This is a genomic window from Shewanella sp. AC91-MNA-CIBAN-0169 (assembly GCF_040310165.1).
GTDB lineage: Bacteria > Pseudomonadota > Gammaproteobacteria > Enterobacterales > Shewanellaceae > Shewanella.
In genome coordinates this window covers 65,361-91,599 of sequence record NZ_JBEOPM010000007.1, presented here as the reverse complement: position 1 = coordinate 91,599, position 26,239 = coordinate 65,361, and the positions used below count along the sequence as shown (strand labels likewise).

General features: G+C 41.8%; 23 protein-coding genes. 15 read left to right on the top strand and 8 right to left on the bottom strand.

The genetic code is table 11. The annotated features are described in order from the left end of the window. The first annotated feature begins 351 nt into the window (after positions 1-351). From speA to AAEY98_RS08400, 14 genes are all read left to right on the top strand, one after another. The gene (speA, locus tag AAEY98_RS08465; protein ID WP_101087546.1) at positions 352-2,262 is read left to right on the top strand and encodes a biosynthetic arginine decarboxylase; all 1,911 of its coding nucleotides are present in this window, start codon (positions 352-354) and stop codon (positions 2,260-2,262) included. Positions 2,263-2,514: 252 nt separating this feature from the next. Beyond that, positions 2,515-3,444, top strand: coding sequence for an adenosylmethionine decarboxylase (locus AAEY98_RS08460; RefSeq protein ID WP_351016283.1), 930 nt, complete (start codon positions 2,515-2,517; stop codon positions 3,442-3,444). A 335-nt stretch (positions 3,445-3,779) separates the two neighbouring features. Next, positions 3,780-4,091, top strand: coding sequence for an arginase family protein (locus tag AAEY98_RS08455; protein WP_351016280.1), 312 nt, complete (start codon positions 3,780-3,782; stop codon positions 4,089-4,091). Positions 4,092-4,193: 102 nt separating this feature from the next. Then, a complete protein-coding gene (gene pdxH / locus AAEY98_RS08450) occupies positions 4,194-4,832 on the top strand; it encodes a pyridoxamine 5'-phosphate oxidase (RefSeq protein WP_101087548.1) in 639 nt (212 codons plus the stop codon). Beyond that, positions 4,832-5,329: a YaiI/YqxD family protein gene (locus tag AAEY98_RS08445; RefSeq protein ID WP_101087549.1), complete on the top strand. Its 498-nt coding sequence runs from the start codon at positions 4,832-4,834 to the stop codon at positions 5,327-5,329. The genes pdxH and AAEY98_RS08445 overlap by 1 nt, the downstream gene beginning before the upstream one ends. Before the next feature lie 60 nt (positions 5,330-5,389). Continuing rightward, positions 5,390-5,965, top strand: a complete 576-nt coding sequence (locus tag AAEY98_RS08440; RefSeq protein WP_101087550.1) for a YceI family protein — start codon at positions 5,390-5,392, stop codon at positions 5,963-5,965. Positions 5,966-6,047: 82 nt separating this feature from the next. Further along, complete coding sequence (locus AAEY98_RS08435) at positions 6,048-6,398, top strand: DUF3802 family protein (protein WP_101087551.1); 351 nt, start codon at positions 6,048-6,050, stop codon at positions 6,396-6,398. Between the two features lie 55 nt (positions 6,399-6,453). Next, positions 6,454-7,338, top strand: coding sequence for a putative ATP-dependent zinc protease (locus AAEY98_RS08430; protein WP_182743689.1), 885 nt, complete (start codon positions 6,454-6,456; stop codon positions 7,336-7,338). Positions 7,339-7,889: 551 nt separating this feature from the next. Next, positions 7,890-10,757 (top strand): ExeM/NucH family extracellular endonuclease, encoded by a 2,868-nt coding sequence (locus AAEY98_RS08425; RefSeq protein ID WP_351016277.1) that lies wholly within the window; start codon positions 7,890-7,892, stop codon positions 10,755-10,757. 479 nt (positions 10,758-11,236) lie between these two features. After that, positions 11,237-12,220, top strand: coding sequence for a phenylalanine--tRNA ligase subunit alpha (pheS, locus tag AAEY98_RS08420; protein WP_059745381.1), 984 nt, complete (start codon positions 11,237-11,239; stop codon positions 12,218-12,220). A gap of 15 nt (positions 12,221-12,235) precedes the next feature. Beyond that, positions 12,236-14,623, top strand: coding sequence for a phenylalanine--tRNA ligase subunit beta (pheT, locus tag AAEY98_RS08415; RefSeq protein ID WP_351016274.1), 2,388 nt, complete (start codon positions 12,236-12,238; stop codon positions 14,621-14,623). Positions 14,624-14,626: 3 nt separating this feature from the next. After that, a complete protein-coding gene (ihfA, locus tag AAEY98_RS08410) occupies positions 14,627-14,926 on the top strand; it encodes an integration host factor subunit alpha (protein ID WP_011637176.1) in 300 nt (99 codons plus the stop codon). A 315-nt stretch (positions 14,927-15,241) separates the two neighbouring features. Further along, positions 15,242-16,177: a lauroyl-Kdo(2)-lipid IV(A) myristoyltransferase gene (lpxM, locus tag AAEY98_RS08405; protein ID WP_101087555.1), complete on the top strand. Its 936-nt coding sequence runs from the start codon at positions 15,242-15,244 to the stop codon at positions 16,175-16,177. Positions 16,178-16,225: 48 nt separating this feature from the next. Beyond that, the gene (locus tag AAEY98_RS08400; protein WP_351016271.1) at positions 16,226-17,095 is read left to right on the top strand and encodes a mechanosensitive ion channel family protein; all 870 of its coding nucleotides are present in this window, start codon (positions 16,226-16,228) and stop codon (positions 17,093-17,095) included. An 83-nt stretch (positions 17,096-17,178) separates the two neighbouring features. Here the strand turns inward: AAEY98_RS08400 and hisIE are convergent, their stop codons facing one another. From hisIE to hisG, 8 genes are all read right to left on the bottom strand, one after another. Then, entirely contained in the window at positions 17,179-17,799 is a 621-nt protein-coding gene (gene hisIE / locus AAEY98_RS08395; RefSeq protein WP_101087557.1) for a bifunctional phosphoribosyl-AMP cyclohydrolase/phosphoribosyl-ATP diphosphatase HisIE, read from the bottom strand. 52 nt (positions 17,800-17,851) lie between these two features. Further along, positions 17,852-18,625 carry an imidazole glycerol phosphate synthase subunit HisF gene (gene hisF / locus AAEY98_RS08390; RefSeq protein WP_101087558.1) on the bottom strand — a complete coding sequence of 258 codons (774 nt, stop codon included), beginning with the start codon at positions 18,623-18,625 and terminating at the stop codon, positions 17,852-17,854. Further along, positions 18,607-19,344, bottom strand: coding sequence for a 1-(5-phosphoribosyl)-5-[(5-phosphoribosylamino)methylideneamino]imidazole-4-carboxamide isomerase (gene hisA, locus AAEY98_RS08385; protein ID WP_350978799.1), 738 nt, complete (start codon positions 19,342-19,344; stop codon positions 18,607-18,609). The genes hisF and hisA overlap by 19 nt, the downstream gene beginning before the upstream one ends. Beyond that, entirely contained in the window at positions 19,341-19,991 is a 651-nt protein-coding gene (hisH, locus tag AAEY98_RS08380) for an imidazole glycerol phosphate synthase subunit HisH (protein ID WP_162022920.1), read from the bottom strand. The genes hisA and hisH overlap by 4 nt, the downstream gene beginning before the upstream one ends. 9 nt (positions 19,992-20,000) lie before the next feature. Further along, positions 20,001-21,068 carry a bifunctional histidinol-phosphatase/imidazoleglycerol-phosphate dehydratase HisB gene (gene hisB / locus AAEY98_RS08375; RefSeq protein ID WP_351016267.1) on the bottom strand — a complete coding sequence of 356 codons (1,068 nt, stop codon included), beginning with the start codon at positions 21,066-21,068 and terminating at the stop codon, positions 20,001-20,003. Positions 21,069-21,156: 88 nt separating this feature from the next. Further along, positions 21,157-22,206: a histidinol-phosphate transaminase gene (gene hisC, locus AAEY98_RS08370; RefSeq protein ID WP_101087562.1), complete on the bottom strand. Its 1,050-nt coding sequence runs from the start codon at positions 22,204-22,206 to the stop codon at positions 21,157-21,159. A gap of 82 nt (positions 22,207-22,288) precedes the next feature. Beyond that, positions 22,289-23,575, bottom strand: coding sequence for a histidinol dehydrogenase (gene hisD / locus AAEY98_RS08365; protein ID WP_335692498.1), 1,287 nt, complete (start codon positions 23,573-23,575; stop codon positions 22,289-22,291). 5 nt (positions 23,576-23,580) lie between these two features. Further along, positions 23,581-24,480, bottom strand: coding sequence for an ATP phosphoribosyltransferase (gene hisG / locus AAEY98_RS08360; protein ID WP_101087564.1), 900 nt, complete (start codon positions 24,478-24,480; stop codon positions 23,581-23,583). 809 nt (positions 24,481-25,289) lie between these two features. Here hisG and AAEY98_RS08355 point away from each other — a divergent pair. Continuing rightward, positions 25,290-26,174 carry a diguanylate cyclase domain-containing protein gene (locus AAEY98_RS08355; RefSeq protein WP_101087565.1) on the top strand — a complete coding sequence of 295 codons (885 nt, stop codon included), beginning with the start codon at positions 25,290-25,292 and terminating at the stop codon, positions 26,172-26,174. Positions 26,175-26,239 lie beyond the last annotated feature (65 nt).

Below are 26,239 nucleotides of genomic sequence, written 5' to 3'. Positions count from 1 at the left end.
CTAAAAATGTGGTTGGTTAGCAATTAAAAAGTGAACTAACTGCAGGCGTAATCAGTAAAATACTTGTTACAGCAGCGAACTGATGTTCAGCAGCCAAAATTTGCATGCTTTGTGGATTTCTGCGTAAGATGTTCTATATAAGCAGATGCGAAACATGATAACAATGACGATATGATCTCGAGCCAATATATAGGGCCTTCATTTTGTCTGTCACAGGTTTTACAGCCATAATCATAGTGCTGAATAAACCATTTTATTTCTTGGATAGCATTGTTGTGTTATCTGGATTTTTAACAAGCAGAAGCCACTTTTGGTCAACTGCTAACTTTGATACAAATACGGAAAATAATTATGTCTGATTGGTCTATCGAAGATGCTCGCTCGGGTTATAACGTGACTCACTGGAGCCAAGGTTTTTATGGTATTCGTGAAGATGGCGAAGTGACAGTGTCACCTAACCCACAAAATCCTGATCATAAAGTCGGCTTAAATGAACTAGCCAAAAGTATGGTCGAAGCAGGCGTCTCGTTACCGGTATTAGTCCGTTTCCCGCAAATCTTACACCATAGAGTGGAAAGTTTATGCGAAGCATTTAACGATGCAATTAAGAAGTACGATTATCAAAATGATTACTTGTTAGTTTACCCAATTAAAGTAAACCAACAGAAAACGGTAGTTGAAGAAATTTTAGCTAGCCAAAAATCTAAAGAAGTCCCTCAGTTAGGACTTGAAGCAGGTAGTAAGCCAGAGTTAATGGCTGTACTTGCCATGGCACAAAAAGCCAGTTCAGTCATTGTATGTAATGGTTACAAAGATAAAGAATACATTCGTTTAGCACTTATCGGCGAAAAGCTTGGCCATAAGGTGTATATCGTTCTGGAAAAAATGTCAGAACTTAAAATGGTATTAATTGAAGCTGAAAAGCTTGGTATTACACCTCGTTTGGGTTTACGTGTGCGTTTGGCTTTCCAGGGCAAAGGCAAATGGCAAGCCAGCGGTGGTGAAAAGTCTAAATTTGGTTTGTCTGCAGCACAAGTGTTGAAAGTTATAGCTGAATTAAAAAGTGCTAATATGCTTGATTCTCTGCAGCTATTACACTTCCATTTAGGTTCGCAAATTGCCAATATTCGCGACATTCGCCAAGGCGTAAGTGAAGCAGGCCGTTTTTACTGTGAATTGCGCCAACTTGGTGCCAGCATTGATTGTTTCGATGTGGGCGGCGGGTTAGCGGTTGACTACGACGGTACTCGTAGCCAGAGCAATAACTCAATGAACTATGGTTTAAATGAGTATGCTAACAATATCGTCAACGTATTAACCGATTTATGTAATGAGTACGAGCAACCAATGCCGCGTATTATTTCTGAATCTGGTCGCCATTTAACGGCGCATCATGCGGTGTTAATTACTGATGTTATTGGTACTGAAGCGTATCAACCAGAAAATATTCAGGAACCAAGTGAAGAGGCGCCGCAATTGCTCCACAATATGTGGCAATCTTGGTTAGAAATCAGCGGTCGATACGATCAACGTGCAATTATTGAAATTTACCATGATAGTCAAAGTGATATTTCTGAAGCACACTCATTGTTTGCTGTGGGTCAATTAAGTTTGGCTGACCGAGCTTGGGCAGAACAAGCTAATTTACGTGTTTGCCATGAAGTGAAGGGACTATTAAGCAACAATAACCGTTATCACCGTCCAGTGATTGACGAATTAAATGAAAAGTTAGCTGATAAGTTTTTCGTTAACTTTTCTTTATTCCAGTCATTACCTGATGCATGGGGTATTGACCAAGTGTTCCCAGTGTTGCCGTTATCGGGTTTAGATAAAGCACCTGAGCGCCGTGCGGTTATGTTAGATATTACCTGTGACTCAGACGGTATTGTTGACCAATACGTAGACGGTCAGGGAATTGAAACTACATTGCCAGTCCCAGCATGGAGTGCCGACAGCCCATATTTGATTGGTTTCTTTATGGTGGGTGCATACCAAGAAATTTTGGGTGATATGCATAACTTGTTTGGTGATACTAACTCTGCTGTTGTACGCATTGATGAGCGTGGATTAAGCCAGATTGAATCTGTTTTAGAAGGCGATACGGTAGCTGACGTTTTACGTTATGTAAACTTAGATGCGGTTGACTTTATGCGCACTTATGAAGAGCTTGTAAATCAGCATATAGTTGAAGAAGAGCGTGCCAGTATTCTAGAAGAGTTACAGTTAGGGCTTAAGGGTTACACTTACTTAGAAGATTTTTAATCTTATCGACTAAGTGATGTTAGCTTGTTATTAAAAAAGCCTAGCGATCTCAGGTCGCTAGGCTTTTAAGTTGCTAACATATTTGTAATTATTCAGGCAGTTCTATTTAAGCCTATTTTATCGTTGGGAAATGCTCATTTAAACAGCTAAACTACGCTTTTTCGCTTTTAACTGCGCATATATGGCTTAACCATGAGACATTACATTTTTATACAAACATCTCTAATTAGAATAAGTGCTGAGTAGTTACACATGTTTTTTGAAGGTTCAGAGAAAAAGTTAGAGATTATTGTTAATGAATCGGCGCCTAAATTACGATCCTTAGATCGAATATTTTGGCTGGGGCTCGTTGCTGCCTCAAATGCAGACATTTTATCTTCCATAAATAATGAATATTGTGATGCTTATTTGCTGAGTGAATCGAGTTTATTTGTTTGGGATGATCGTATCGTTATGCTCACTTGCGGGGCTAGCACGTTGGTAGAATCTGCATGCTACTGCATTGAACATTTAAGTGAACAGGCGATTGCGTACATTTGTTATCAACGCAAAAATGAATATTATGCCCATTTACAAGCAACTTCCTTTACCGATGATGTGTTTAGATTAAGGCAGTTTATTGCTGGACAGGCCTATCGAATGGGTCATTTAGATAGCCATCATCACTATATATTTTCGACCAACAAAGACTATCAAGCTAGCCAGCTTGATACCACCAATGAGCTGCTGATGTACCATATTTCTGGTGCAGTAGCTGATTATTTACGTGGTGAGCAGCAATCAACTGTTCAAATTAGTCAGATGCTGCAACTGGAACAATTATTTAATGGTTTTAGTATTGATCAGTATTTATTCAGTCCGTTAGGTTATTCAATAAACGGTATTCGCGGTGCTGAATATTTTACAATACACATTACACCTCAAGAAAATAGCTCATATGTGAGTGTTGAAACTAACATTGATCTTAGCTCAACGCCGGTTGATGTTTTTGCTGAACTGGTAAGATTATTGCACCCTAGTAGCTGTGACATTATTGGCTTTAATAGTCATATTGCCAATAAACCCTTTTTAAATTATTTGTGTTTAAGCCATTGCGCGATGCCAATCGAGCAAGGTTTCACTATACACTTTAACCACTATCAGCAAGATTGCTCAGAACTGCTGAACCCTACACTATTATAATTATCAACAGTTGCCATCTTTTGATCGTTTATAACTACTTTCGTAGAAAAATTTGATTATTCGTATTATTCAAACCCATGTGGCTATTTACGCCAACCGCTTGATTTCAAACCCGCAGAGTCTGACGCAGACGTTGTTATTGGTTTACCTTTTGATGCCCACACAGATACCGCCAAGGCAGTAAGTACGGTACGACTACGGGACAATGTTTTACTATGCTCTGCGTGAGGGGTTTATTGATGTTGAGCATTCAATGCAAATTGCTATTTGTACTGAATAGCACAAAAAAGGTCATGGCTTTGAAGTGATTCGCCAATAACTTAACGGCTCAACAAATGGTTGAACAGTTAATTATGCGTGTTGGCGATATGCCGTTATACGTCGCATTCGACATTCGACATTCGACATTCGACATTGACTGTTTATGTTTAGACCCAGCTTTTGCAACCGCTACAGCTACGCCCGTTTGTGGTAAGTTCACTAGCGAGATCATTCGTGGCTTACGTGGTTTAAATATTGTCGGCATGGATGTTGTAGAACTAGCACTCTTTTATGATTATACAGATGTTACCCCGCTAGCTGCAGCAACACTGGGCCTTGAAATGCTACAGGTGTGGGCTGAAGGTAAAGGCTTAATTAAAAAGTAATTTCAACTTTGTAATTAAACACATTAGCCAACGAGTTGACGTTGGCTTTTTTGTGTCTGCTCAGCGTAGAATAGGTTCAGCAAGGTTTAATGAGGAACCAATATGAGTGATTTAAGTGATATTCGCCGTGAATATACCCAGGGCGGATTAAGACGAGCGAATTTGCCTGTTAACCCAATGGATCTATTCGAACAATGGATGCAACAGGCAAAAGATGCCCAACTTACTGACCCAACGGCCATGTGTGTCGCGACGGTAGACGAAGATGGCCAGCCATTTCAACGTATTGTGTTATTAAAAAAGTTTGATGATAACGGTTTTGTGTTTTTTACTAATTTAGAAAGCCGCAAAGCAAAACAAATTGCGATTAACAGTAAAGTCAGTTTACTGTTTCCTTGGCATCCACTTGAACGTCAAGTGGCTGTATTAGGGCAAGCGGAGCCATTATCGATGTTGGACGTGGCGAAATATTTTATGTCTAGACCAAAAGACAGCCAAATTGCTGCCTGGGTATCTAAACAATCAAGCAAGATTAGCGCACGACAGGCGTTAGAAGGTAAATTTGCTGAAATGAAAGCTAAATTTGCCCAAGGTGAGGTTCCATTACCTAAGTTTTGGGGTGGATATTTGGTGCGACCAGCTAGCATTGAGTTTTGGCAGGGTGGTGAACATCGGTTACACGACCGATTTATTTACACTAAAACCGATGCGGATTGGAATATTGATCGGTTGGCACCTTAATGAGTGTTAATGAAGTGGAGCATTTTGCGGTGATAACCAATAAAATCTGGGTTGATGCTGATGCTTGCCCCAACCCAGTTAAAGAAATGTTGTTTAGGGCATCTGAGCGTAAATCGGTTCGATTAGTGTTAGTGGCCAATCAAATGATTAAAGTGCCTATTTCGCCCTTAGTTAGCATGATACGGGTGAGTTCGGGTTTTGATGAAGCAGATAACTACATTGTGGAACAAGTCGTCAAAGGGGACTTAGTCGTCACTGCTGATATTCCTCTGGCATCTGATGCGGTTGATAAAGGCGCACTAGTATTAAACCCTCGTGGTACCGTGTATACAGCTGAAAATATTAAACAGATTCTGACGATGCGCGATTTTATGGAAGAAATGCGCAGCAGTGGCATCCATACTGGTGGTCCGAACAGTTTTTCGCAAACGGATAAACATGCTTTTGCACAAGCGTTAGACAAATGGCTGGCTAGATTGATCCCCAGCAAGATATAACCAAAGATTACTCTATACTTATTTATTGTTAATCTTACTTTCTATACAAAGGACTTTACGATGAAAAAATGGTTACCATTATTAGCCGCGAGCTTGCTGAGTACATCAGTGATGGCAGGCGATTGGCAAGTCAATCAAGATCATTCTCGGGTGAGCTTCATTTCGATTAAGAAAGCCGATGTTGCTGAAGTGCATCATTTTAAACAAGTTGCAGGTTCATTAACGGATGCTGGTGCATTTTCTTTATCGATTGATTTAACCAGTGTTGATACCGGAATAGAAATTCGTGATCAACGAATGCAAGCAGTGTTATTTGAAGTGGCACAGTTTCCTAAGTTAACCTTGGATGCAGTGGTTAACCCTAAATTGCTAGCCGGATTAAAAGTCGGTGACACGCTAACGACGCAAGTTGAAGCAACCATTAAGCTACATGGTCAGAAACAACAGAAGAGCTTTGATGTGTTAGTCGCTAAATTGTCGGATAAGAAAATGGTGATTTCAAGCTTAGCGCCAGTGATTGTTCAAGCAAGTGAATTTGGTTTAGTGTCCGGTGTCGAAAAACTTAAAGAAATGGCGGGATTGCCGAGTATCAGCTTAGCGGTGCCAGTGTCATTTGTGCTAACCTTAGCGCAATAGTTATATGTGGTTATTAATGGTTTTCAATCATCAGGTTGAGAGCCATTTCCTGTTAAGTCGTTTTTAAGAAAGGTGGTATGAAATGGTTACTGACAAAGACGGATATATGCATTTAATTCAGTATTTAACTGAACATTTAGGGCTATTTGAGTCGTCTGAGAGTAATGCCGCTGCAACGGAAACTGTCATGGAATTGTTTGAAGAGCAGTTATCTGCTCAGATCATTATGGTATGTGGGCAAAACCCGCAATTATCATTTGCACAACGTAATATGGTTATTCGCGAAATTGACGCAATTGTATATGACTTAGAAGAGATTTTAGCCTCTGTAGCCAATCAACAAGCCACCCCCGAACAAAGCATTTTTATTACTGAGTTTTCAGGACTGATTAAAAATTTATTCGATCAAGAAGTTGATCATTTATTGCAATAAACGTACATAAAACTGGCCGCTACTAAAGCGATTTGTGGATTTTTTGGGATTGATCATGTTTAAAAGAATTGTGATTTCGACTCTGCTGTGTTTGCTTTCTATATCTGTTTTTGCGAGTGATAAAACCGTTTTAAGTCAAGTTGAAACCATGACCGTAGCTAAGTCAGGACTACAATATAATGCTCGCATTGATACAGGTGCCGTGAACACTTCACTGCACGCTGTCAATTTAGAAATCCTTGGCGGTGCATCCAAAAAAATGAAAAGCAATGTTGGTAAAATTGTTGAATTCACTACTGAAAATGAACGTGGTGAGAAAAAACGCATTCAAGCCGAAATTGTCAGTACTTCAAGGGTGAAAAACTCTCAAGGTATTGAAACTCGTTACATGGTGAAGCTTGATATAGGTTTTCCTGATCAATTGCATAATATTCATGTTAACTTACGCGATCGTAGCCACATGAATTACAAATTACTTATTGGGCGTAACTTTTTAAAACATAACTACATTGTGGATGTTTCTGACAAAAAGACCATTGGTCCTTTAGCAGAGCTGAGCATTAAGCAAACTGGCTTAATGTATAATACGCGTATAGATACCGGCGCCGTTGAAAACTCATTACATGCAGTTAATATTCGAGTCGAGAATGAAGACAAAGTGAACATTGAAAATAACATCGGTAAGATGATTACGTTCACCACAGCGAATGAAAAAGGCGAAAAAGCTGATGTTCGCACCAAAATTCGGGGCACATCGTTAATTCGTAATGCACAAGGTACAGAAAGGCGTTACATGGTGAGGTTAAGTGTTGGTGAGCCTCGTCATGAATTTATAGTCGATGTGAATCTTAAAGACCGTACCAAAATGGGTTATAAATTATTAATTGGCCGAAATTGGTTACAAGGTCACTATATGGTTGATGTGTCTAAAAAGCATTAATTGCTTATTATCGGTCAATAACATCAGTCAATAACATCGATCAATAACGCTGGTCAATAACATCGTTCAATAACATCAGCTAACAATACCGCTCAATATGAGCGGTATTTTTTTGGCTTTTTTTCACGCCTAGGTAACCAAAAAAGATCGTAGAAAGAGGTGTGTGAATAAGCGGTAGTTAGGCGCGGTTGTTGACTGAAATTGCTTTTGTATTCACTGCAACATCTTTGCAACCTTATTGTCATCCGTAATCGTTATAGTAAGCGCTGATTGAGCTATGTAGCCTCAACGCGGGATCATAAATGCTTATCAAACATGCGCTTATTTCGCTATCGCTGTTGTCTCAACTTACAACTCGCACACTATTGATTCGTCAATACGGTTTGTTAGCAAAACAATGGCAAGCTTGATATTGATGATTTGAACATAAACGGATCTTTATCTGTTTATTACAACGGTTATTCCGAGCTGAGGTTATACCAAGCAATAAAATATCAATTGAATAATTAAATTAACTCATTGGATTTATGGATAATGAATAGGGGTTCACTATGTTAGTTCAAAAGTCGTTGCTCGCGATATCGATATCATCTTTAATGGTATTCAATGTTGCTGCTCAAGATGTGCTTATTTCAGAGTACATAGAAGGCAGCAGTAATAACAAAGCAATTGAATTGTACAATCCAAGTTCGATAGCGATAGATTTGAGTAATTATGTGTTGTCGTTTTATTTTAATGGCAATACCGCAGCGACAACCAATATTGCATTGGATGGCAATATTGCAGCCAACTCAACGTTTGTTATCGCCGATAATGACGCATCTGCAGAGATCCTTGCGCTTGCTCAACAGACTAGTACTGCGAGCTTTTTTAATGGTGATGATGCCATTGTACTCAGTCACAATAACCTAGTTATCGACTCCCTAGGACAAGTGGGTACAGACCCCGGTTCACAATGGGGAACAGGTGATTTATCGACCCAAAACAATACTCTTCGTCGTGACTCCACTCAATTAATTGCCGATACCATCATTGACGACGAAGTCACATTTACTGGCTGGCAAGGTTTTGCTCAAGATGACATCAGCGATTTAGGTGTTTTCGCGGGTAATGATTCAGGTCCAACAGATCCGGTAGACCCAGTAGATCCAACTGAGGCAATAGAATTTGTCTGTTCACAAAGCGCAGTCGCAATCCATGACATTCAAGGGATGGATGACACAAGCCCTCTAGTGGGTTCAGAAGTGGTGGTTGAAGCGATTGTGACGAGTAATCAACAAGCTGGGCTAAAGGGTATATTTATCCAAATGGCCGACAGCGAAGTTGATGCTGACATTAACACCTCAGAAGGTATTTTTGTTTACAGTGGTAATCAATCACTTGACGTGAATGCCGGTGATAGAATTCGTTTACAAGCTTCTGTTGCCGAATATCAAGGCACAACTCAGTTGTCTAATGTGACTCAATTTGCGTTATGTGGTACTAACCTACCATTGCCTGTGGTTGCTACTGTCACATTGCCGTTAGCCGACAATCAACAACTTGAGCGTGTTGAAGGCATGCGAGTAATATTCGATCAATCTCTGGTGGTCAATGAAGTGTATAACTTAGGCCGTTATGGTGAAGTATCATTAGGCAGTAGTCGCCATTTTATCGGTACTCAAGTTGCTTTACCTGGTGCAGCAGCGCTGGCAGTGACTGAAGCGAATGCCAGAGATAGTATCTTGTTGGATGATGGCTTAACCAGCCAAAATCCTGAACAGATACCTTATCCAGCTCCAGGGTTATCAGCCTCAAATACCTTACGGGTAGGCGATTCTGTTACCGGGCTCGAGGGTATTATGCATTATGGCTTTAGCCAATATCGTGTGATGCCAACTCAAGTGGTCAATGTAGTGCAAAGTAACCCGCGACAATCTACTCCAGAGTTAGCGCTTGGCGCAGATCTTCGTGTCGCCAGTTTCAATGTGCTTAATTATTTCAACGGTGATGGCAACGGCAATGGATTTCCGACTGATCGCGGCGCCGACACATTATCTGAATTTGAGCGTCAACGCGTGAAAATTATCAGTGCAATGCATGCCATTAACGCTGATGTATTTGGTTTAATGGAAATTGAAAATGACGGCTATGGTAGTGATTCAGCCATTAACGACTTAGTCAGCGGATTAAACCAAGCTATGGGAGCGGAGGTATACGCTTATGTTGTGCCTTCAGTGGCACAAATAGGTTCCGATGCAATTGCTGTGGGAATGATCTACCGTGCTGATAAAATCACTCCAACAGGTGATGCTCAAATATTATCTTCAGCTAATTCGCCTGTTGATGGAAATGGCGCGGCATTGTTTGATGACGGTAAAAACCGTCCGATGTTAACGCAATCATTTATGCTCAATGGCCGTGAGGGCAGCATTGTTGTCGCCGTAAACCATTTAAAATCAAAAGGAAGTAGTTGCGACAGTAACAATGATCCTGATTTATTGGATGGCCAAGGTAACTGTAATTTAACCCGTACCCGGGCAACAGATGCTATTGGGCAATGGTTAATGGAGCAGTATCCAGAGCAAAAAATCTTGGTAATGGGTGATTTAAATGCTTATGCCAAAGAAAATCCACTCACTCAACTTGCCAGCCATGGCTATAGCGAATTAAATGAGCATCTTGGCAGTGTTAATTCATACTCCTATGTGTTCTCGGGTGAGTCAGGCCAATTAGACCATGCATTAGCAAACCAAGCGTTATTGGATAATGTATTAGCCATAACGGAATGGCACATCAATGCTGACGAGCCAAGGATCCTTGATTATAACCAAGAGTTTAAATCTGCTGCTCAGATACAAGATTTGTATCAAGCTGATGGCTTCCGCTCTTCAGACCATGATCCTGTGATTGTTTCACTGCAATTTGAGGTGAAAAATGAGCTCCCAATCGCCAGTTTTGATCATCAAATCAATGGTAGCCAACTACAGGTTCAGTCTACCTCTGTTGATAATGATGGTGATATTACGTCATTAGAATGGGATTTTGGTGATGGTACTATCGTTAATGGTACTGTTGCTAATGTAGAAACGGCTTCACATCAATATCTGCAATCAGGTAATTATCAAGTTCAGCTTACTGTTACTGACAATAAAGGTGAGGTTGTGACAACCGTGAAAACCATAAATGTGCTTGTTGAACCGGCTAATATAGCGCCAACTGCACAAATACACTTGGTTAACTTATGGTTTATGAAATTATTTATTTCAACGAGCTATGACCAAGACGGTTTTATTAAACGTCAAAACTGGCTATTTAATAATGGTCGAAAAGCACATGGGCCAATCGCGTTTAGTTTCAGTCGTCGCGATAAAGCTGTGTCACTGACGGTAGTCGATAATGACGATGAAAAAGACACTGCAACACTCAATTTTAGATAGGTAAATATTGTCGATATGTGAATAAATATTCACGAAAAATAATGAGGAAGGCGCAACATGCGCCTTTTTTATTGTGTTTTATCCGCGTAAACCGACCTTTATGATGACTGTTCAACGGCACTAAATTGTTGCATGCAAGCTCAATAGACATTCATCTATTCTCATCATCAGCAGACCGACGATTTTGCTTAGCAAGACTGTTAGCTTATTACTTGTCGTCACCGATACACACTAAGAGGGGTAATTGTAGTTAAATACAACTATTTGCCATTAAATATACCAATAATGACTAGTAAATTTAGACTCGCTAACGTAAAATTTCACTCTTTTATTTTAACCCCAGTTTTGATGGTTTATTTGTCATAATAAGCGTCAAACTACCGCGTCGTCACTCACTACCGAGTTATCACTTTTGTGTACTCGCATAGCCGACAAGACGCCCAATCGCATTTAAATGCAAAAATGCAGTGGATGATAACATGCAGCAGTTAACCGAGATCGTAGAACAAGCCTTAGAAGTCATTGATAAGGCCAGTGATCTAAAGACATTGGATGATATCCGTGTCGATTACCTTGGTAAAAAAGGTAAAATCACTGACATGATGAAAATGATGGGATCATTAAGTGCAGAAGAAAAACCTGCCTTTGGTGCCGCAGTCAATCAAGCTAAACAAGCCGTTCAACAGCAGTTGACTGAGCGTATTGACGGATTAAAAGCATCTGAGTTAGAAGCCAAATTAATTGCTGAAAATATTGATGTGACTTTACCTGGTCGTACCTTAGATATCGGTGGTTTACATCCGGTTACGCGTACTATCGAACGTATTGAAACCTTCTTTGGTGAGTTAGGCTTTGTTGTTAAGCAAGGTCCTGAAATCGAAGATGATTTCCATAATTTCGATGCGTTAAATATTTCTGAGCATCATCCTGCTCGTGCTGATCATGACACTTTTTACTTTAATCCTAAAGTGATGTTACGCACCCAAACATCGGGCGTACAAATTCGCACGATGGAACATGAAAAGCCGCCACTTCGGATCATTTCTCCAGGCCGTGTTTATCGTAATGATTACGACCAAACTCACACGCCAATGTTCCACCAAGTTGAAGGGTTAATGGTTGCTGAAAACGTTAACTTTGCCGAGCTTAAGGGCATTTTGCATGATTTTTTACGTAACTTCTTTGAAGAAGACTTAGAAGTACGTTTCCGCCCATCTTACTTTCCATTTACAGAACCTTCAGCCGAAGTAGACGTGATGGGAAAAAACGGTAAGTGGTTAGAAGTATTAGGCTGTGGCATGGTACATCCAAATGTATTGCGCAGTGTGGGTATTGACCCTGAAAAATACTCTGGTTTTGCTTTTGGTATGGGTGTTGAGCGTTTAACCATGTTGCGCTACGGCGTAAATGATTTACGTGCCTTCTTCGAAAACGATTTACGTTTTCTTAAGCAATTCAAATAACGGAGCAAAAAGTAGATGAAATTCAGTGAATCTTGGCTTCGTGAGTGGGTTAACCCATCAGTAAGTCGTGACGCATTATCACACCAAATCACCATGGCCGGTCTTGAAGTTGACGGTATTGATGCCGTAGCTGCCGATTTTAGCGGTGTTATTATTGGCGAAGTGGTTGAATGTGGCCAACACCCAGATGCAGACAAATTACGCGTCACCAAAATCAATGTTGGCGGCGATGAGCTTATCGACATTGTTTGTGGAGCACCAAACTGCCGTTTAGGCTTAAAAGTGGCTGTAGCAATGGTTGGCGCTGTGTTACCTGGCGATTTTAAAATTAAAAAAGCCAAGTTACGTGGTCAACCGTCAATGGGCATGTTGTGCTCGTATGGCGAGTTAGGTATGGACATCGAAAGTGATGGCATTATCGAATTACCACAAGATGCGCCTTTAGGCGTCAATGTGCGTGAATACTTGCAATTAGATGACGCCATTATTGATGTTGATTTAACGGCTAACCGCGCTGATTGTTTAGGCATGGCAGGGCTTGCACGTGAAGTGGGTGTATTAAATCGCCAAGCAGTGACAGAGCCTTCCTGGGAAGCGGTAACGGCCACTATCGACGCGCCGTTTAGCATAAATGTTGTTGCACCAGATTTGTGCCCACGTTACTTAGGCCGTGTGGTTAAAAACATCAATGTTAAGGCTACTACGCCATTATGGATGCAAGAAAAATTGCGTCGTAGTGGTATTCGCTCAATCGATCCCATCGTTGATATCACCAACTATGTGTTGATCGAATTTGGTCAGCCAATGCATGCGTTTGATTTAAATGCTTTAAACGGCGGTATTACCGTGCGTTTAGCTGATGGTGTTGAAAAGCTAACCTTACTGGATAGCAACGAAATTACCGTTCCAAGCGATACCTTAGTGATTGCAGACGACAAACAAGCGGTTGCGCTTGCGGGTGTGTTTGGCGGCGAAAGTACCGGTGTGAATGAAAACACCCAAGACATTCTTTTAGAGTGCGCTTTCTTTGCACCATTAGCCATCATGGGTAAATCTCGTCGCTTAGGCTTACACACAGACGCGTCACACCGTTTTGAACGTGGTGTAGACCCTGAGTTGCAACATAAGGTTATGGACCGCGCTACACGCCTTGTATTAGATATTTGTGGTGGTGAAGCCGGGCAGGTGATTGAAGCCGTGTCTACTGAGCATTTGCCCGCAGCCGCTAATATCACTTTGCGTCGTAGCAAGTTAGATAAAAGCTTAGGCCACTTTATTCCAGATTCTGACGTGGTTGAAATTCTAGAACGTTTAGGTTTTAGCGTGCAGACCAGCGGTGATGTATGGCATGTGACAACGGCTACCTATCGCTTTGATATGGCGATTGAAGAAGATTTAATCGAAGAAGTCGCCCGCATTTACGGCTACAACAACATTCCTAATATCGCCCCTCAAGCGGTGTTAAGCATGCCAGATCACAAAGAAGCGGATATTTCGTTAAAACGTGTGCGCAGTATATTTGTGGCTCGTGGTTTCCAAGAAGCGGTGACCTACAGCTTTGTCGACCCTAAGATGCAGAACATTGTTCATCCTGGCGAAGAAGCCATGGTATTGCCTAACCCGATTTCTGTCGAAATGTCAGCAATGCGCTTATCAATGTTTACTGGATTATTGACCGCAGTAGGCTATAACCAGAGCCGTCAGCAAAATAGAGTACGTTTATTTGAGACCGGTTTACGCTTTGTTCCTGATGCACAAGCAGATTCTGGAGTTCGTCAACAAGCTATGCTGGGCGCGGTTATTTCCGGTGTTCAAAACGAAGAACATTGGTCAATGGAATCGAAAACTGTCGACTTCTTTGATTTAAAAGGTGATTTAGAAGCAATAATCGGCTTGACAGTTGCCTCTACAGAATTTAGCTTTAGAGGGGCAACACATCCTGCGCTGCATCCAGGTCAATGTGCTGAAATATTACGAAATAATCGAGTCATTGGTTACATCGGTGCTATCCATCCTAGTTTGGAAAAGCCGTTTGGACTCAATGGAAAAACAATTGTTTTTGAGTTAGAACTGGATGCATTATTGCACGCCCGTTTGCCGCTAGCCCAAGCTGTATCTAAGTTTCCTGCCAATCGTCGCGACATCGCGGTAGTAGTAGATGAAACAGTTTCTGCAACTGATGTTATGAATTTGATAAGAAAAGTTGGCGAAAATCAGTTGGTTGGCTTAAACTTGTTCGATGTATACCAAGGTAAAGGTGTTGAGCCAGGCAAAAAGAGCCTAGCCATCGCACTTACGTTACAAGACACTACTCGTACACTTGAAGATAAAGATATTACTGAGACCATGGAATCAGTGGTATCGGCTCTAAAGACCGAGTTCAACGCATCGTTGAGGGATTAAAGTATGGCACTTACCAAAGCCGAAATGGCAGAACATCTTTTTGAAACATTGGGTATTAACAAACGTGTGGCTAAAGAGATGGTTGAGTCTTTTTTTGAAGAAATTCGTGAAGCACTCGAAAGTGGTGAGCAGGTCAAGTTATCTGGCTTTGGCAACTTTGACCTTAGGGACAAGAATCAAAGACCGGGAAGGAACCCGAAAACTGGTGAAGATATTCCGATTTCTGCACGCCGTGTTGTTACCTTCCGTCCTGGACAGAAGTTAAAATCACGTGTCGAAGCGGCAAACTCGGGTAAAAAATAGTTCACTAGTTAATACGCCAATCCGAACGGATCTGTATTACGAAGAGCCACTCTTAATTGAGTGGCTCTTTTGTTTTTGAATTTGGTGAATGTAACCCACCGTTTGCTGCATCAGCTTGATATTGGCATGGTAACCAGTGTATTCGATAAATCTTGCCCAGGCTGTTCTAAAATAGGTGTGAGTAAGCTGTGCAACAAAGACGTTTGCTATTGTCTGGTATAATTTCTGTTTCACACTCATTAATCACTAGTATAATGCCTTCGTTATAATATGATTTTTTACCGTGGGTCACGGTCAGTTTATTTGGAGTTTCTTTTGGCACGACAAGCAAAATATTTTGATACTCGCTTTAATAAATCACTATTGCATCCTCGTTACTGGGGAACATGGCTAGCTATCGCTGTGTTGTTTCTATTTGGCGTACTTCCCGCAAGCGTAAGAGATCCCATTGCGAGACTATTGGCTCGAGTCGTGATGAAAGTGGCCAAAAAACCATTGCGAATAGCAAAGGTGAACATTACCCATTGTTTTCCAGAAAAATCAGCTGAACAAGTCGATGAATTAATCAAAAAAAATGTTGAGACATTTGTCATTACTTTATTATCGCAAGCAGAGCTGCTTATTCGTTCTACCGCGCACCTTAAACGACGTATTCAACTTAACGGTTTTGAGCATGTTAAAGCAGCTCGCGATGCTAAGCAGCCGATTATTTTCATCATGCCGCATGTATGGCCGATGGAGTACGCAGGTCTTCGTATTAACATGGAAATACCTTTAGTGACTATGGCTAAGGCTCATCGCAATGGGTTATTTAATTGGTTTAGTAACCGGATGCGCAGCAGTCAAAATGGTCGCGTGTATATGCGTGAAGCAGGCATCAGAGCATTGTTAGCAGAGTTAAAAAATGATAACAGTTTTTTCTATTTACCAGATGAAGACTTAGGCCCTGAACAGAGTGTGTTTGCACCTTTTATGGGTACTGTTAAAGCGACATTACCCGTAGTAGGGCGCTTAGCTCAAGCCGGCAACGCACAAGTTATGCCTGTTAAAATAGGATACGATCAACAAGCTAAACAATTTATTATGACAGTGATGCCAGCGGTGAATCCTGATGAAATGATTGGCAAAGAAAACGAAGCTATCGCATTAAACAAAGTGGTTGAACAAGTCATTAATGCTTATCCAGAGCAATATATGTGGTTTTTGAAATTACTTAAAACTCGTCCTCCGGGCGAGCAAGAATTTTACTAAAATATAACGACTACTATGATATGAACACAATAATAATAAGAGGTTTATATGGATTTTAATGAGTTATTAGCGGCTTTATCGTTTGTGGTGTTCACTTATGATAATCATCACATCACCTTATTGCAGCTGTTGCAAGTGCCTCTCTACATATTTTTAGCGTGGTTTATTATCACTCGTGTTGGGCGATTGATTGTTAAAGCACTAAAACGTCGAAAAGTGGGCGCAGATGCAATTCACTTGTTCACTCGCATGTATTTTATTATCAGTATTGCGGTGCTGGTGTTTACCAGTATGGAAATTTTAAATATTCCATTAACGGCATTTGCGTTTGTGTCTGGTGCGATAGCCATTGGGGTCGGTTTTGGTGCACAAAACATTATCAATAACTTTATCAGTGGTTGGATTTTAATGTGGGAACGGCCAATCCGTATTGGTGACTTTTTAGAAGTCGGTGAAGCCCGTGGAGTAGTGGAATGTATCAATACTCGCTCAACCTTGATACGCCGAAATGACGGGGTGCACATGCTAGTGCCTAACAGTCAGTTACTGGAAAATACCGTAACTAATTGGACCTTGATCGATAAAAATGCACGTACATTTGTTCGTGTAGGTGTCGCTTACGGTTCGGATGTGATTAAAGTGCGTGAGCTGATTTATCAAATTATTGCTGAACGGGATGATATTCTGCCGCAACCTAAACCTTCTGTCTTATTTGAGGACTTTGGCGACAACGCATTGATTTTCGACTTAATATTCTGGGTCAGTGCAGTGTCAGAAACGGATATCCGCCGCCGTCGTAGCGAAATTCGCTTTAGAATGTATGAACTATTTAACGAGAATAATGTGGTGATAGCATACCCACAACGTGATTTGCATGTTAATGGTAATTTGACGATAACTCAAAGTCATAAAATGTAAATAAAACCATTTTTATATCAATGTATATCAACAAAAAAGACGCCGTAGCGTCTTTTTCTATTTAATGCAGAAGGACTCGAAAACTACTTGGCTTTATTGTGACGATCTAATAAGTTTTTATTAATATCAGCCATTGATAAGCCTTGGTCTTCAAGTAACACGATTAAGTGATACATCAAATCAGAGGCTTCATTCACAAGCTCCTCTTTATCATGAGTCGCAGCAGCAAGCGCAGTTTCTAAACCTTCCTCACCGACTTTTTGCGCAATACGCTTAGTACCACGTTCAAATAGCGAGGCAGTATAGCTTGACTCAGCACTTTGGCCTTTACGTGAAATAATCAACTTGGTTAGATTATCGATAAAAGGATGCGCGTTACCATCTTTCCAGCAGCTTTCTGTCCCAGTGTGACAAGTTGGGCCGTTAGGAATAACTTGAACTAGAAAACTGTCGTTGTCGCAATCTTTGTCGATAGCAATGAGATCAAGCGTGTTGCCTGAGGTTTCGCCTTTGGTCCATAAACGTTGTTTAGAACGACTAAAAAAAGTGACTTGTTTGGTGGCTAAGGTTTTCTCTAATGCAGCTTGGTCCATGTAACCTAGCATGAGGACTTTGCCCGTTAGGTGGTGCTGTACAACCGCTGGGATCAAGCCTTGTTGCTTGTCCCAATCTACGCCTGTGCTATCAAATTTGATGTCTGTCATCTGTAATCTCTTTTTGGGTAAGGCTATTTTCTAGTTTCGTAAAAGTCTAAGCCTATAAACGAATCGCGATGTTATTGGCGTGCAAGTATTGTTTTAACTCACCAATATCAATGATGCCTTTATGAAATACGCTTGCTGCTAATGCGGCATCAACCTTGGCAAGTTCAAACACTTCTTTAAAGTGCTCCATGGTGCCCGCACCGCCAGAAGCAATTAACGGTACATCGCAAATGGCGCGTACAATGCTGAGTTGTTTGATGTCATAACCACCGCGCACGCCGTCTTGGTTCATGACGTTCAATACAATCTCGCCACAACCGCGTTTTTGCACTTCTTCAACCCAATCCTGAGTATACCATTGAGTGTCTTTGGTAGCGGCTTCATCCCCGGTAAACTGTTTTACTTTGTAACTATCGCTGACAGCATCGTAAAATGAGTCAATGCCGATAACGATACACTGGCGGCCAAACTCATCTTGTAGGCGTGATATTAAACTCGGGTCGCTTAATGCAGGCGAGTTAATCGATATTTTATCAGCACCAAAGGCGAGTTTTTCGCGTGCCTGCTCGATGGTTTTAATGCCCCCGGCGACACAAAACGGAATATCAATTTGTTCAGCTACGCGGCTAACCCAAGATTTATCGATAACGCGGTCGTGCGCGCTGGCGGTAATGTCATAAAACACTAACTCATCAGCGCCTTCTTCTGCATAACGGGCGGCGAGGGGAACGATGTCTCCAACAATCTCGTGATTGCGAAACTGCACCCCTTTAACCACTTTACCTTCGCGTACATCAAGACACGGAACTATGCGTTTGGCCAGCATTGTATTGCCTCCTTCACGGTAAATTGGTTAATCAGTAAAGCTTTACCGATAATAATGCCCGATGCTTTGCTGTCGCGTACAGCGGCAACATTGTCAAGTGTTGCAATGCCACCAGAGGCTTGCCAAAGGATATGGGGATACGTTGCGGCAAGTTCTGTGTAGAGCTCGGTATTGGCGCCTGTTAAGGTGCCATCACGGCTGATATCAGTCACTAAAGCATGCTTAAGACCGACGGTTTCAAATTCAGCCACTAACGACTCTAATGACTTACCGCCACCCGATTGCCAGCCCGATACCGCGACAATTTTGTCGCCGTTATCGTTAATATTGACATCAAGAGCCAAACAAATGGCATCGCTGCCGTATTTTACAAACCAACTTTTGACCAGTTCAGGCTCTTTGACTGCAAGAGAGCCTATCACCACACGTTTAACACCAATGGCTAATAATTCCGCGACTTGCTCTTCGCTGCGAATACCGCCGCCGACTTGAATATCAACATCAAGTCCCGCAGCAAGTTCAGCAATTAATTGAGTTTGGCGTTTATTAGGATCTTTAGCACCCGTTAAGTCAACGATATGCAGCAATTTTGCCCCTTGGGCTTGATAAGACTGCAATTGTACCAGTGGACTTAAGTCAAAGGTGGTCTGTTTGTCATAGTCACCTTGGTACAAGCGCACCACTTGGCCGTCAATTAAATCAATGGCAGGAATAATCACTGTGGTGTCCCCATGTTTAAGAAGTTCTGTAAAATTTGTGCGCCTACTTTGGCACTTTTTTCTGGGTGGAATTGCACCCCAAAAAAGTTACCTTTACCAATGGCGGCACTGAATGACTCGCCATAAGTGCTGCTGGCTAGGGTGTACTCACTGATTGGCGCACGGTAGCTGTGAACAAAATACACGTAGCTGCCATTTTCAATGCCAACAAATAATGGGTGATCGCTCACCTCTATTTGATTCCAGCCCATGTGTGGCAGCGGTAAGCCTTTACTGTCTAGGTCGCCAATGTCTGTCGGCACTAATCCTAGACAGGTGATATTTTGCTCGCTGCGGCCGCCATGTTCATTAGACAATGATGCCAGCATTTGCATGCCTAAACACACGCCCATAACAGGTTGCGTTAAGCTTTTAATTAGCTCGATAAGGTTCTTTTGTTTTAGGGCATCCATGGCCGCACCAGCGGTGCCAACACCCGGTAGTACCACTCTTGCGGCGCTGCGGATGACATCAAAGTCAGCACTGACTAAGACATTGGCATTCAGGCGCTCAAAAGCAAACCGTACAGAGCTTAAATTGGCACAGCCGGTATCAATAATCACGGTAAGATCATTGGTAGCGTTTGAAGTATTCGATACTTGTGTCACATGAACTCCTTACAGCACACCTTTGCTTGATGGCAGTATGTCACCTTCGACTTTCACCGCTTGGCGAAGCGTACGGCCTAACACTTTAAACAGTGCTTCTACTTTGTGGTGATCGTTATCGCCTTTCGATCCAATGTGTAAAGTGCAACGTAGGCCATCAGCGAATGAGCGGAAGAAGTGAGGCACCATTTCGATAGCCATTTCACCGACCATTTCGCGATCAAAGTCAGCATTGAATTTTATGAATGGACGACCAGAAATGTCCATTAAACATTCGCCACTGGCTTCATCCATAGGTAAGCTAAAACCAAAACGAGCGATACCGCGCTTGTCGCCTAATGCCTGGCGAATGGCATCGCCAATAGCGAGGGCCGTGTCTTCTACGCTGTGGTGGTCGTCAATTTCTAGGTCGCCGTCAACATGCACGTCCATTTTAAAATTACCGTGGGTTTGAATTTGATCCAGCATATGGTCAAAAAAGCCAATCCCGGTTTCAATCTTACCTTTGCTTTGGTTGTCTAAGTCGATGGTGACTTTGATGTCGGTTTCTTTGGTGGTACGCACTACCGTTGCCACGCGACCTTTACTTAATAAAGCGCTGGTTATAGCGTCCCAGTCGAGTGTTTGACGATTATATTTAAAGCTTTTAATGCCCATGGCATTAGCGAGCTCAACGTCAGTTTCACGATCGCCAATTACTGCGGATTCAGTAAAATCTACTTTACCCTGGGTTAAGTAGTCTTTTACTAAGCCAAGTTTAGGCTTACGACAGCTGCAGTTTTCATCATTAAAGTGTGGACAGATAACCACATCGTCAAAAACGACACCTTGGCTTGAAAAAATTTGCATCATCATGTCGTGCGGGGCATCAAAGTCTGCTTTTGGAAACGAAGGTGTGCCCAAACCGTCTTGATTGCTGACCATGACTAAACGGAAACCGGCTTTCTGCAATTTAAGTAACGCTGGGATCACTTGTGGTTCAAACTCTAATTTAGCCAAACTATCGAGTTGTTTATCGATGGCTGGCTCTTCAACTAATGTACCGTCGCGGTCGATAAAAAGGATTTTCTGTTTCATGCTAACTACCTTAATGGTGATATCTAATTCTTATTTATGATGTATAGGGTATTGACCGATATGCAACGTGCACTAACGCACTAACGCATTAACCAAATAACTGAATAATCACATCGGTTTGTTTGGCTGATGTAAAGCTAAAACGAATCGCATCAGCAAGGCGTGGGTCTTTGTATGCTCGAGCAACCACGCCGGAATCGCTTAATCGTTTAGCGGCTGCTTGTACATCGTCAAATTGGGCTAAAACATAGTTACCGTTGGCAGGTAACACCTTAGCGCCATAGGCTGTTAATGCAACGCTTAAGCGTTTGCCTTGTTCAATTAAACTGGCGACTTGAGTTCGCATAGTGTCAATGCCAGCAGGACTTAACGCTTTTACCGCAAGGTCTGACACCGGTAATGGCACCGGGTAAGGGGCGATGACTCGCATGACTAAGTCAATAATGTCATCACTGGCGAGCATAAAGCCACAACGTGCACCTGCTAAAGCAAATGCTTTTGATAATGTGCGCAACACCACAAGGTTAGGGTAGGCGCCAAGTAAATCTGCCACGCTGTAGTCTGGGCAAAACTCAATGTAGGCTTCGTCTACCACCACAATAGCTTTAGGTGCTGCGTTAATAGCTTGTTCAATTTTGTCTTTTGCAATCACGGTGCCGGTTGGGTTATTTGGGTTACAAATAAATACAATTTTGGCATTGCCGATTTGTGTTGGCCACGCATCCGGTAACTGATATTCATCGGTTAAACTTAACGCTGTGACAGCTACATTAAAGGTTGCAGCACTAATTGAATACATTCCATAAGTTGGACCAAAACAAGCAATACTGTCGACGGCAGGGATACAAAATGTACGAATGAGTAATTCGATCGCTTCGTCGGCACCGCGACTGGCAATAATATTACTTGCCTTAACGCCTGAATAACGGCTGTAAGCATTGATGAGTTCAGCAGGTTGGCATTCTGGGTAACGATTCACTTTATCAAGCGGGCTATTATTGAATGGCGATTCATTGGCGTTAATCCAAATATCACCGCGACCACCAATTCGTCTGGCACTTTGATAGGGTGTTAATGTCAATAATTCGGGTCTAGCCAACTGCTTTGGATCAAAAGACGCTGCTACGGTCTGGCTCATGGCGGTGTTCTCTACTTTCTACTCTAATAGGGTGCTAACTAGCTCTTAGCTATAGCGCTGACATACTATTTACTGCTAACGACTAAAAACTGGCTAAACGAATGGCGATAGCATTTTTATGTGCATCTAATAATTCATTTTCTGCCAACACCATCACAGTGTTACCTAAAGTTTTAAGCCCTTGTTGGCTGAGCTCTTGCACTGTAAATCGTCGACTAAAATCGGCTAATGACAAACTTGAAACTGAACGGCTATAACCATAAGTCGGTAAAACATGGTTAGTACCGCTAGCATAATCGCCCACAGACTCTGGGGTATAAGCGCCTAAAAAGACGGAGCCGGCACCGCGAACTTGCCTAAGCACGTCACGTGGGGCAGTAGTTTGAATAATTAAATGTTCTGGGCCATACAAATTAGATACTTTTGCAGCTTGCACCATATCGCTAACAATAATACTGCGGCTGCATTCTAGCGCTTGTGCGGCGATGTCTTTACGGCTCAACTGTGCTAATTGTTCAGTTAACGCTTGGTTGACTTGCTCTGCCAGTGTTAATGAGTCAGTCACTAACATTACTTGCGAGTCAACACCATGTTCTGCTTGGGATAATAAATCGGCCGCAACAAAACCAGGATTTGCATCTTTGTCGGCAATCACTAACACTTCAGACGGACCTGCAGGCATGTCTATTGACACACTAATACGGCTGTCCTGTGACACTAATCGTTTTGCTTCAGTCACATAACGATTACCCGGACCAAATATTTTATCTACGTTCGGCACCGACTCTGTCCCAAATGCTAATGCCGCAATGGCTTGGGCACCACCCACCTGGAAAATATCAGTAATACCACAGACATTGGCGGCATAAATAATCGCATCATTAATCGGCGGTGGACTGACTAACACACGCTTTTCGCAACCGGCAATTCTTGCTGGTAACGCCAACATCATTACTGTGGATATTAATGGAGCTGTACCACCGGGAATATATAAGCCGACTCGCTCGATGGGTTCACTGCGCAATTCACAACGAATTCCCGCTTGAGTTTCTATATCAACACCCTGAAACACCTGCGCCTTGTGAAAGGTTTCAATGTTGTTCACCGCTTGCGCAACAGCTTGTTTGACGTCGTCACCTACACGTGCACATGCTGCCGCAATGGCGTCAGTTGATAATGCGAGCTCAGTCAGTTCAACACCGTCAAATTGCTTGTTATAAGCCAGTAATGCGCTATCACCTTGAGCGTTGACTTGCTCAATAATGTCACGAACACGTTGCTCTACACTTGCATCACCAATTAATGGCGAACGCGCTAACGTTTGTCGTTGTTGTTCAGTAGATAAAGAAGCCCAATCGAGAATTTGCATTTGTGTTACCCCATCATTTTTTCAATAGGCATGACCAGAATTGAGCTTGCACCTAGTGCGGTTAATTCTTCCATAGTGTCCCAGAATAAATCTTCTGTGCTTACTACGTGAATTGCCACACGATTAGTGTCGTCATTAAGTGGTAATACGGTTGGGTTTTCAGCGCCTGGGAGTAGGGCAACGATTTGATCTAACGTTTCAATTGGAGCGTGCAATAAGATGTACTTACTTTCACGGGCACGGATAACGCCATTAATACGCGATAAGATTTTGTTGATTAGAGCTTGTTTTTCAGTAGATTGAGTTTTGTTTGATTGAATAATGCAAGCCATTGAGCGGTAAATGACTTCGGTTTCATACAAGCCGTTCGCTTCAAGGGTTGCACCGGTCGAGACTAAATCACAAATGCCATCTGACAATCCTGCCCGTGGCGCGACTTCAACAGAACCTTTAAGCATACAGTCGCTGTAGTTAATGCCTTTTTCTAGCATAAAACGGCGCAGTAAGTTCGGGTAAGATGTCGCGATGCGCAGACCTTCTAGTGAGTTGGCATCTTTATATTCAAACTCATTAGGTACCGCAAGTGATAAACGACATGAACCAAAATCTAATTCACGTAATTTAGTGCATTCAGCCGGTTTACCTGCTAGTTGGCGCTCTATTTGTTCTTCTTCTAGAACGTTTTCACCGATAATACCTAGGTCGACAACTCCATCCATTACTAAGCCTGGAATATCATCATCACGAACGCGTAATAAGTCGATTGGCATGTTGTCTGCGTGTGCAATCAAGCGTTGCTCATTAACGTTAAATTTAACGCCACAGCTTTTCAGCAATTGTTGAGATTCTTTAGATAAACGGCCTGATTTCTGGATGGCTATACGTAAACGCTTTGACTCACTCATGTGATAATTCCTTATGTATTAAATATAAAATGTGTAAATTTAACTGCTTAAATAAAAATAAAAATTTAGAAACAAAAAACCCCTGAAATTCCTTCCAGGGGTTTATGTGAATAATTGTTCACCACCAGAAGGATATCGTCCTTCGGCAGTTAGCATCCGAAGGCTACCGCATATGGTGATGATGGTGGATTGTAGTCACTTGGATGTTCATTTCAGTACTCTTTATTTGATATTAGTAAATCAGTTCAAATGAGAGATTATGCACTCATCTGATGTCGTGTATATCGACTTGCAGTTAACTTAACCGCATTTATGCTTGTTTGCAAGAGCGGATAAAGCATTAATGTTATTTAATTACCATATTTTTTGCATAAGATATGCTTTCTTGTCTGTTTGTGATCATTAGAGCCGATTAAGAAAGCGTTAACAACACAACTGCTTAATATTTTAGCTATCAATGCCCTTGGGGATTAACCTCTACTTGTTGTTTGTCAATAAATGACTTTGAGAACTCAATAAATACAAAGGGTAGACCGTTAGCGTAATGACGCCTCCCATTTGGCACTCTATATCACTTAGGTTAATGATACCGTTTAATGGCTTGATTCTTATGCAACAAGAGCCGTGTGCTAGTCGATTATTCAAGGGATAAATGATGTTTTAGTGTGATGAAACTTGTTCCTTTAGTCTTTATGAATCGCAATGTTTAAATCATATCGTTATAAGCCATTGAGTTTATTGGACGCTACTTATAAGCTGGCGTGTATTACGCTTTATTAATTTAGCTAACTTCTCGAGGTACGCACAGTATGAAGACCATTGATGTAGTGGCGCTTAGAGATGTTATGGACTTAATGCTCGATGCAGTTTGTGTGGTTGATAAAGCAGGAAATTTTGTGTTTGTTAGTGCTGCATTTGAAGATATTTTTGGATACTCTCCTGACGAAGTGATAGGCAAACCTATGCTTGACCATGTTTATCCTGAAGACGGTATAAAGACACTTAAAGTCGTTGAATCATTGCTGAGTGGCAAAAAACTACCTCGTTTTGAAAATCGTTGGGTTCGTAAAGATGGCAAAATAATTGATATTCTTTGGTCGGCACGATGGTCTGAAGATCACCAGTTTAGAATTGCAGTTGCTCACGATATTACTGAACGAAAATTAATGGAGCAGCAACTTCATTACATTGCAGGACATGATCCATTAACAGAATTACCTAATAGAGCATTGTTGTTTGGGCGTTTACAAACATCGCTTGGACTGGCGCGTCGCGAAGGCTCTCATCTTTCTTTGTTATTTATCGACATTGATGGGTTTAAACATGTTAATGACAGCTATGGGCATCTTGTTGGTGACAAGCTACTTAAGAATATCGCTCAGCGTTTGCGTGATTGCGTTCGTAAATCAGATACGGTTGGACGTTTTGGTGGCGATGAATTTGTCGTTGTACTAAATGGTATTGATTCAGTTGATAGTGTGTTGTTTATTGCAGAGAATATTCGACTTGAACTGGAGAAAACTTATCAATTTGATAGCCTTAATTTGCAACTTTCACCGAGTATTGGTGTCGCTCGTTATCCCGATAATGGTGCTGATGAGCAGCAATTAATTCAATATGCAGATCAAGCTATGTATAGAGCAAAAAATGCTGGAGGGAACCGGATCGATACTGGTGTAGACCATCTTAAGTAGGGTTACGGTTTAGGGCCTGTTGATCTTTCAAGGCTGTTTTTGCAAAGATAAACAGGCCCTCGTCA

Bases quoted from the DNA above. Each gene is read 5' to 3' on its own strand.
- speA (WP_101087546.1), top strand. From the start codon at position 352: ATGTCTGATTGGTCTATCGAAGATGCTCGCTCGGGTTATAACGTGACT.
- AAEY98_RS08460 (WP_351016283.1), top strand. From the start codon at position 2,515: ATGTTTTTTGAAGGTTCAGAGAAAAAGTTAGAGATTATTGTTAATGAA.
- AAEY98_RS08455 (WP_351016280.1), top strand. From the start codon at position 3,780: ATGGTTGAACAGTTAATTATGCGTGTTGGCGATATGCCGTTATACGTC.
- pdxH (WP_101087548.1), top strand. From the start codon at position 4,194: ATGAGTGATTTAAGTGATATTCGCCGTGAATATACCCAGGGCGGATTA.
- AAEY98_RS08445 (WP_101087549.1), top strand. From the start codon at position 4,832: ATGAGTGTTAATGAAGTGGAGCATTTTGCGGTGATAACCAATAAAATC.
- AAEY98_RS08440 (WP_101087550.1), top strand. From the start codon at position 5,390: ATGAAAAAATGGTTACCATTATTAGCCGCGAGCTTGCTGAGTACATCA.
- AAEY98_RS08435 (WP_101087551.1), top strand. From the start codon at position 6,048: ATGGTTACTGACAAAGACGGATATATGCATTTAATTCAGTATTTAACT.
- AAEY98_RS08430 (WP_182743689.1), top strand. From the start codon at position 6,454: ATGTTTAAAAGAATTGTGATTTCGACTCTGCTGTGTTTGCTTTCTATA.
- AAEY98_RS08425 (WP_351016277.1), top strand. From the start codon at position 7,890: ATGTTAGTTCAAAAGTCGTTGCTCGCGATATCGATATCATCTTTAATG.
- pheS (WP_059745381.1), top strand. From the start codon at position 11,237: ATGCAGCAGTTAACCGAGATCGTAGAACAAGCCTTAGAAGTCATTGAT.
- pheT (WP_351016274.1), top strand. From the start codon at position 12,236: ATGAAATTCAGTGAATCTTGGCTTCGTGAGTGGGTTAACCCATCAGTA.
- ihfA (WP_011637176.1), top strand. From the start codon at position 14,627: ATGGCACTTACCAAAGCCGAAATGGCAGAACATCTTTTTGAAACATTG.
- AAEY98_RS08400 (WP_351016271.1), top strand. From the start codon at position 16,226: ATGGATTTTAATGAGTTATTAGCGGCTTTATCGTTTGTGGTGTTCACT.
- hisIE (WP_101087557.1), bottom strand. From the start codon at position 17,799: ATGACAGACATCAAATTTGATAGCACAGGCGTAGATTGGGACAAGCAA.
- hisF (WP_101087558.1), bottom strand. From the start codon at position 18,625: ATGCTGGCCAAACGCATAGTTCCGTGTCTTGATGTACGCGAAGGTAAA.
- hisB (WP_351016267.1), bottom strand. From the start codon at position 21,068: ATGAAACAGAAAATCCTTTTTATCGACCGCGACGGTACATTAGTTGAA.
- hisC (WP_101087562.1), bottom strand. From the start codon at position 22,206: ATGAGCCAGACCGTAGCAGCGTCTTTTGATCCAAAGCAGTTGGCTAGA.
- hisD (WP_335692498.1), bottom strand. From the start codon at position 23,575: ATGCAAATTCTCGATTGGGCTTCTTTATCTACTGAACAACAACGACAA.
- hisG (WP_101087564.1), bottom strand. From the start codon at position 24,480: ATGAGTGAGTCAAAGCGTTTACGTATAGCCATCCAGAAATCAGGCCGT.
- AAEY98_RS08355 (WP_101087565.1), top strand. From the start codon at position 25,290: ATGAAGACCATTGATGTAGTGGCGCTTAGAGATGTTATGGACTTAATG.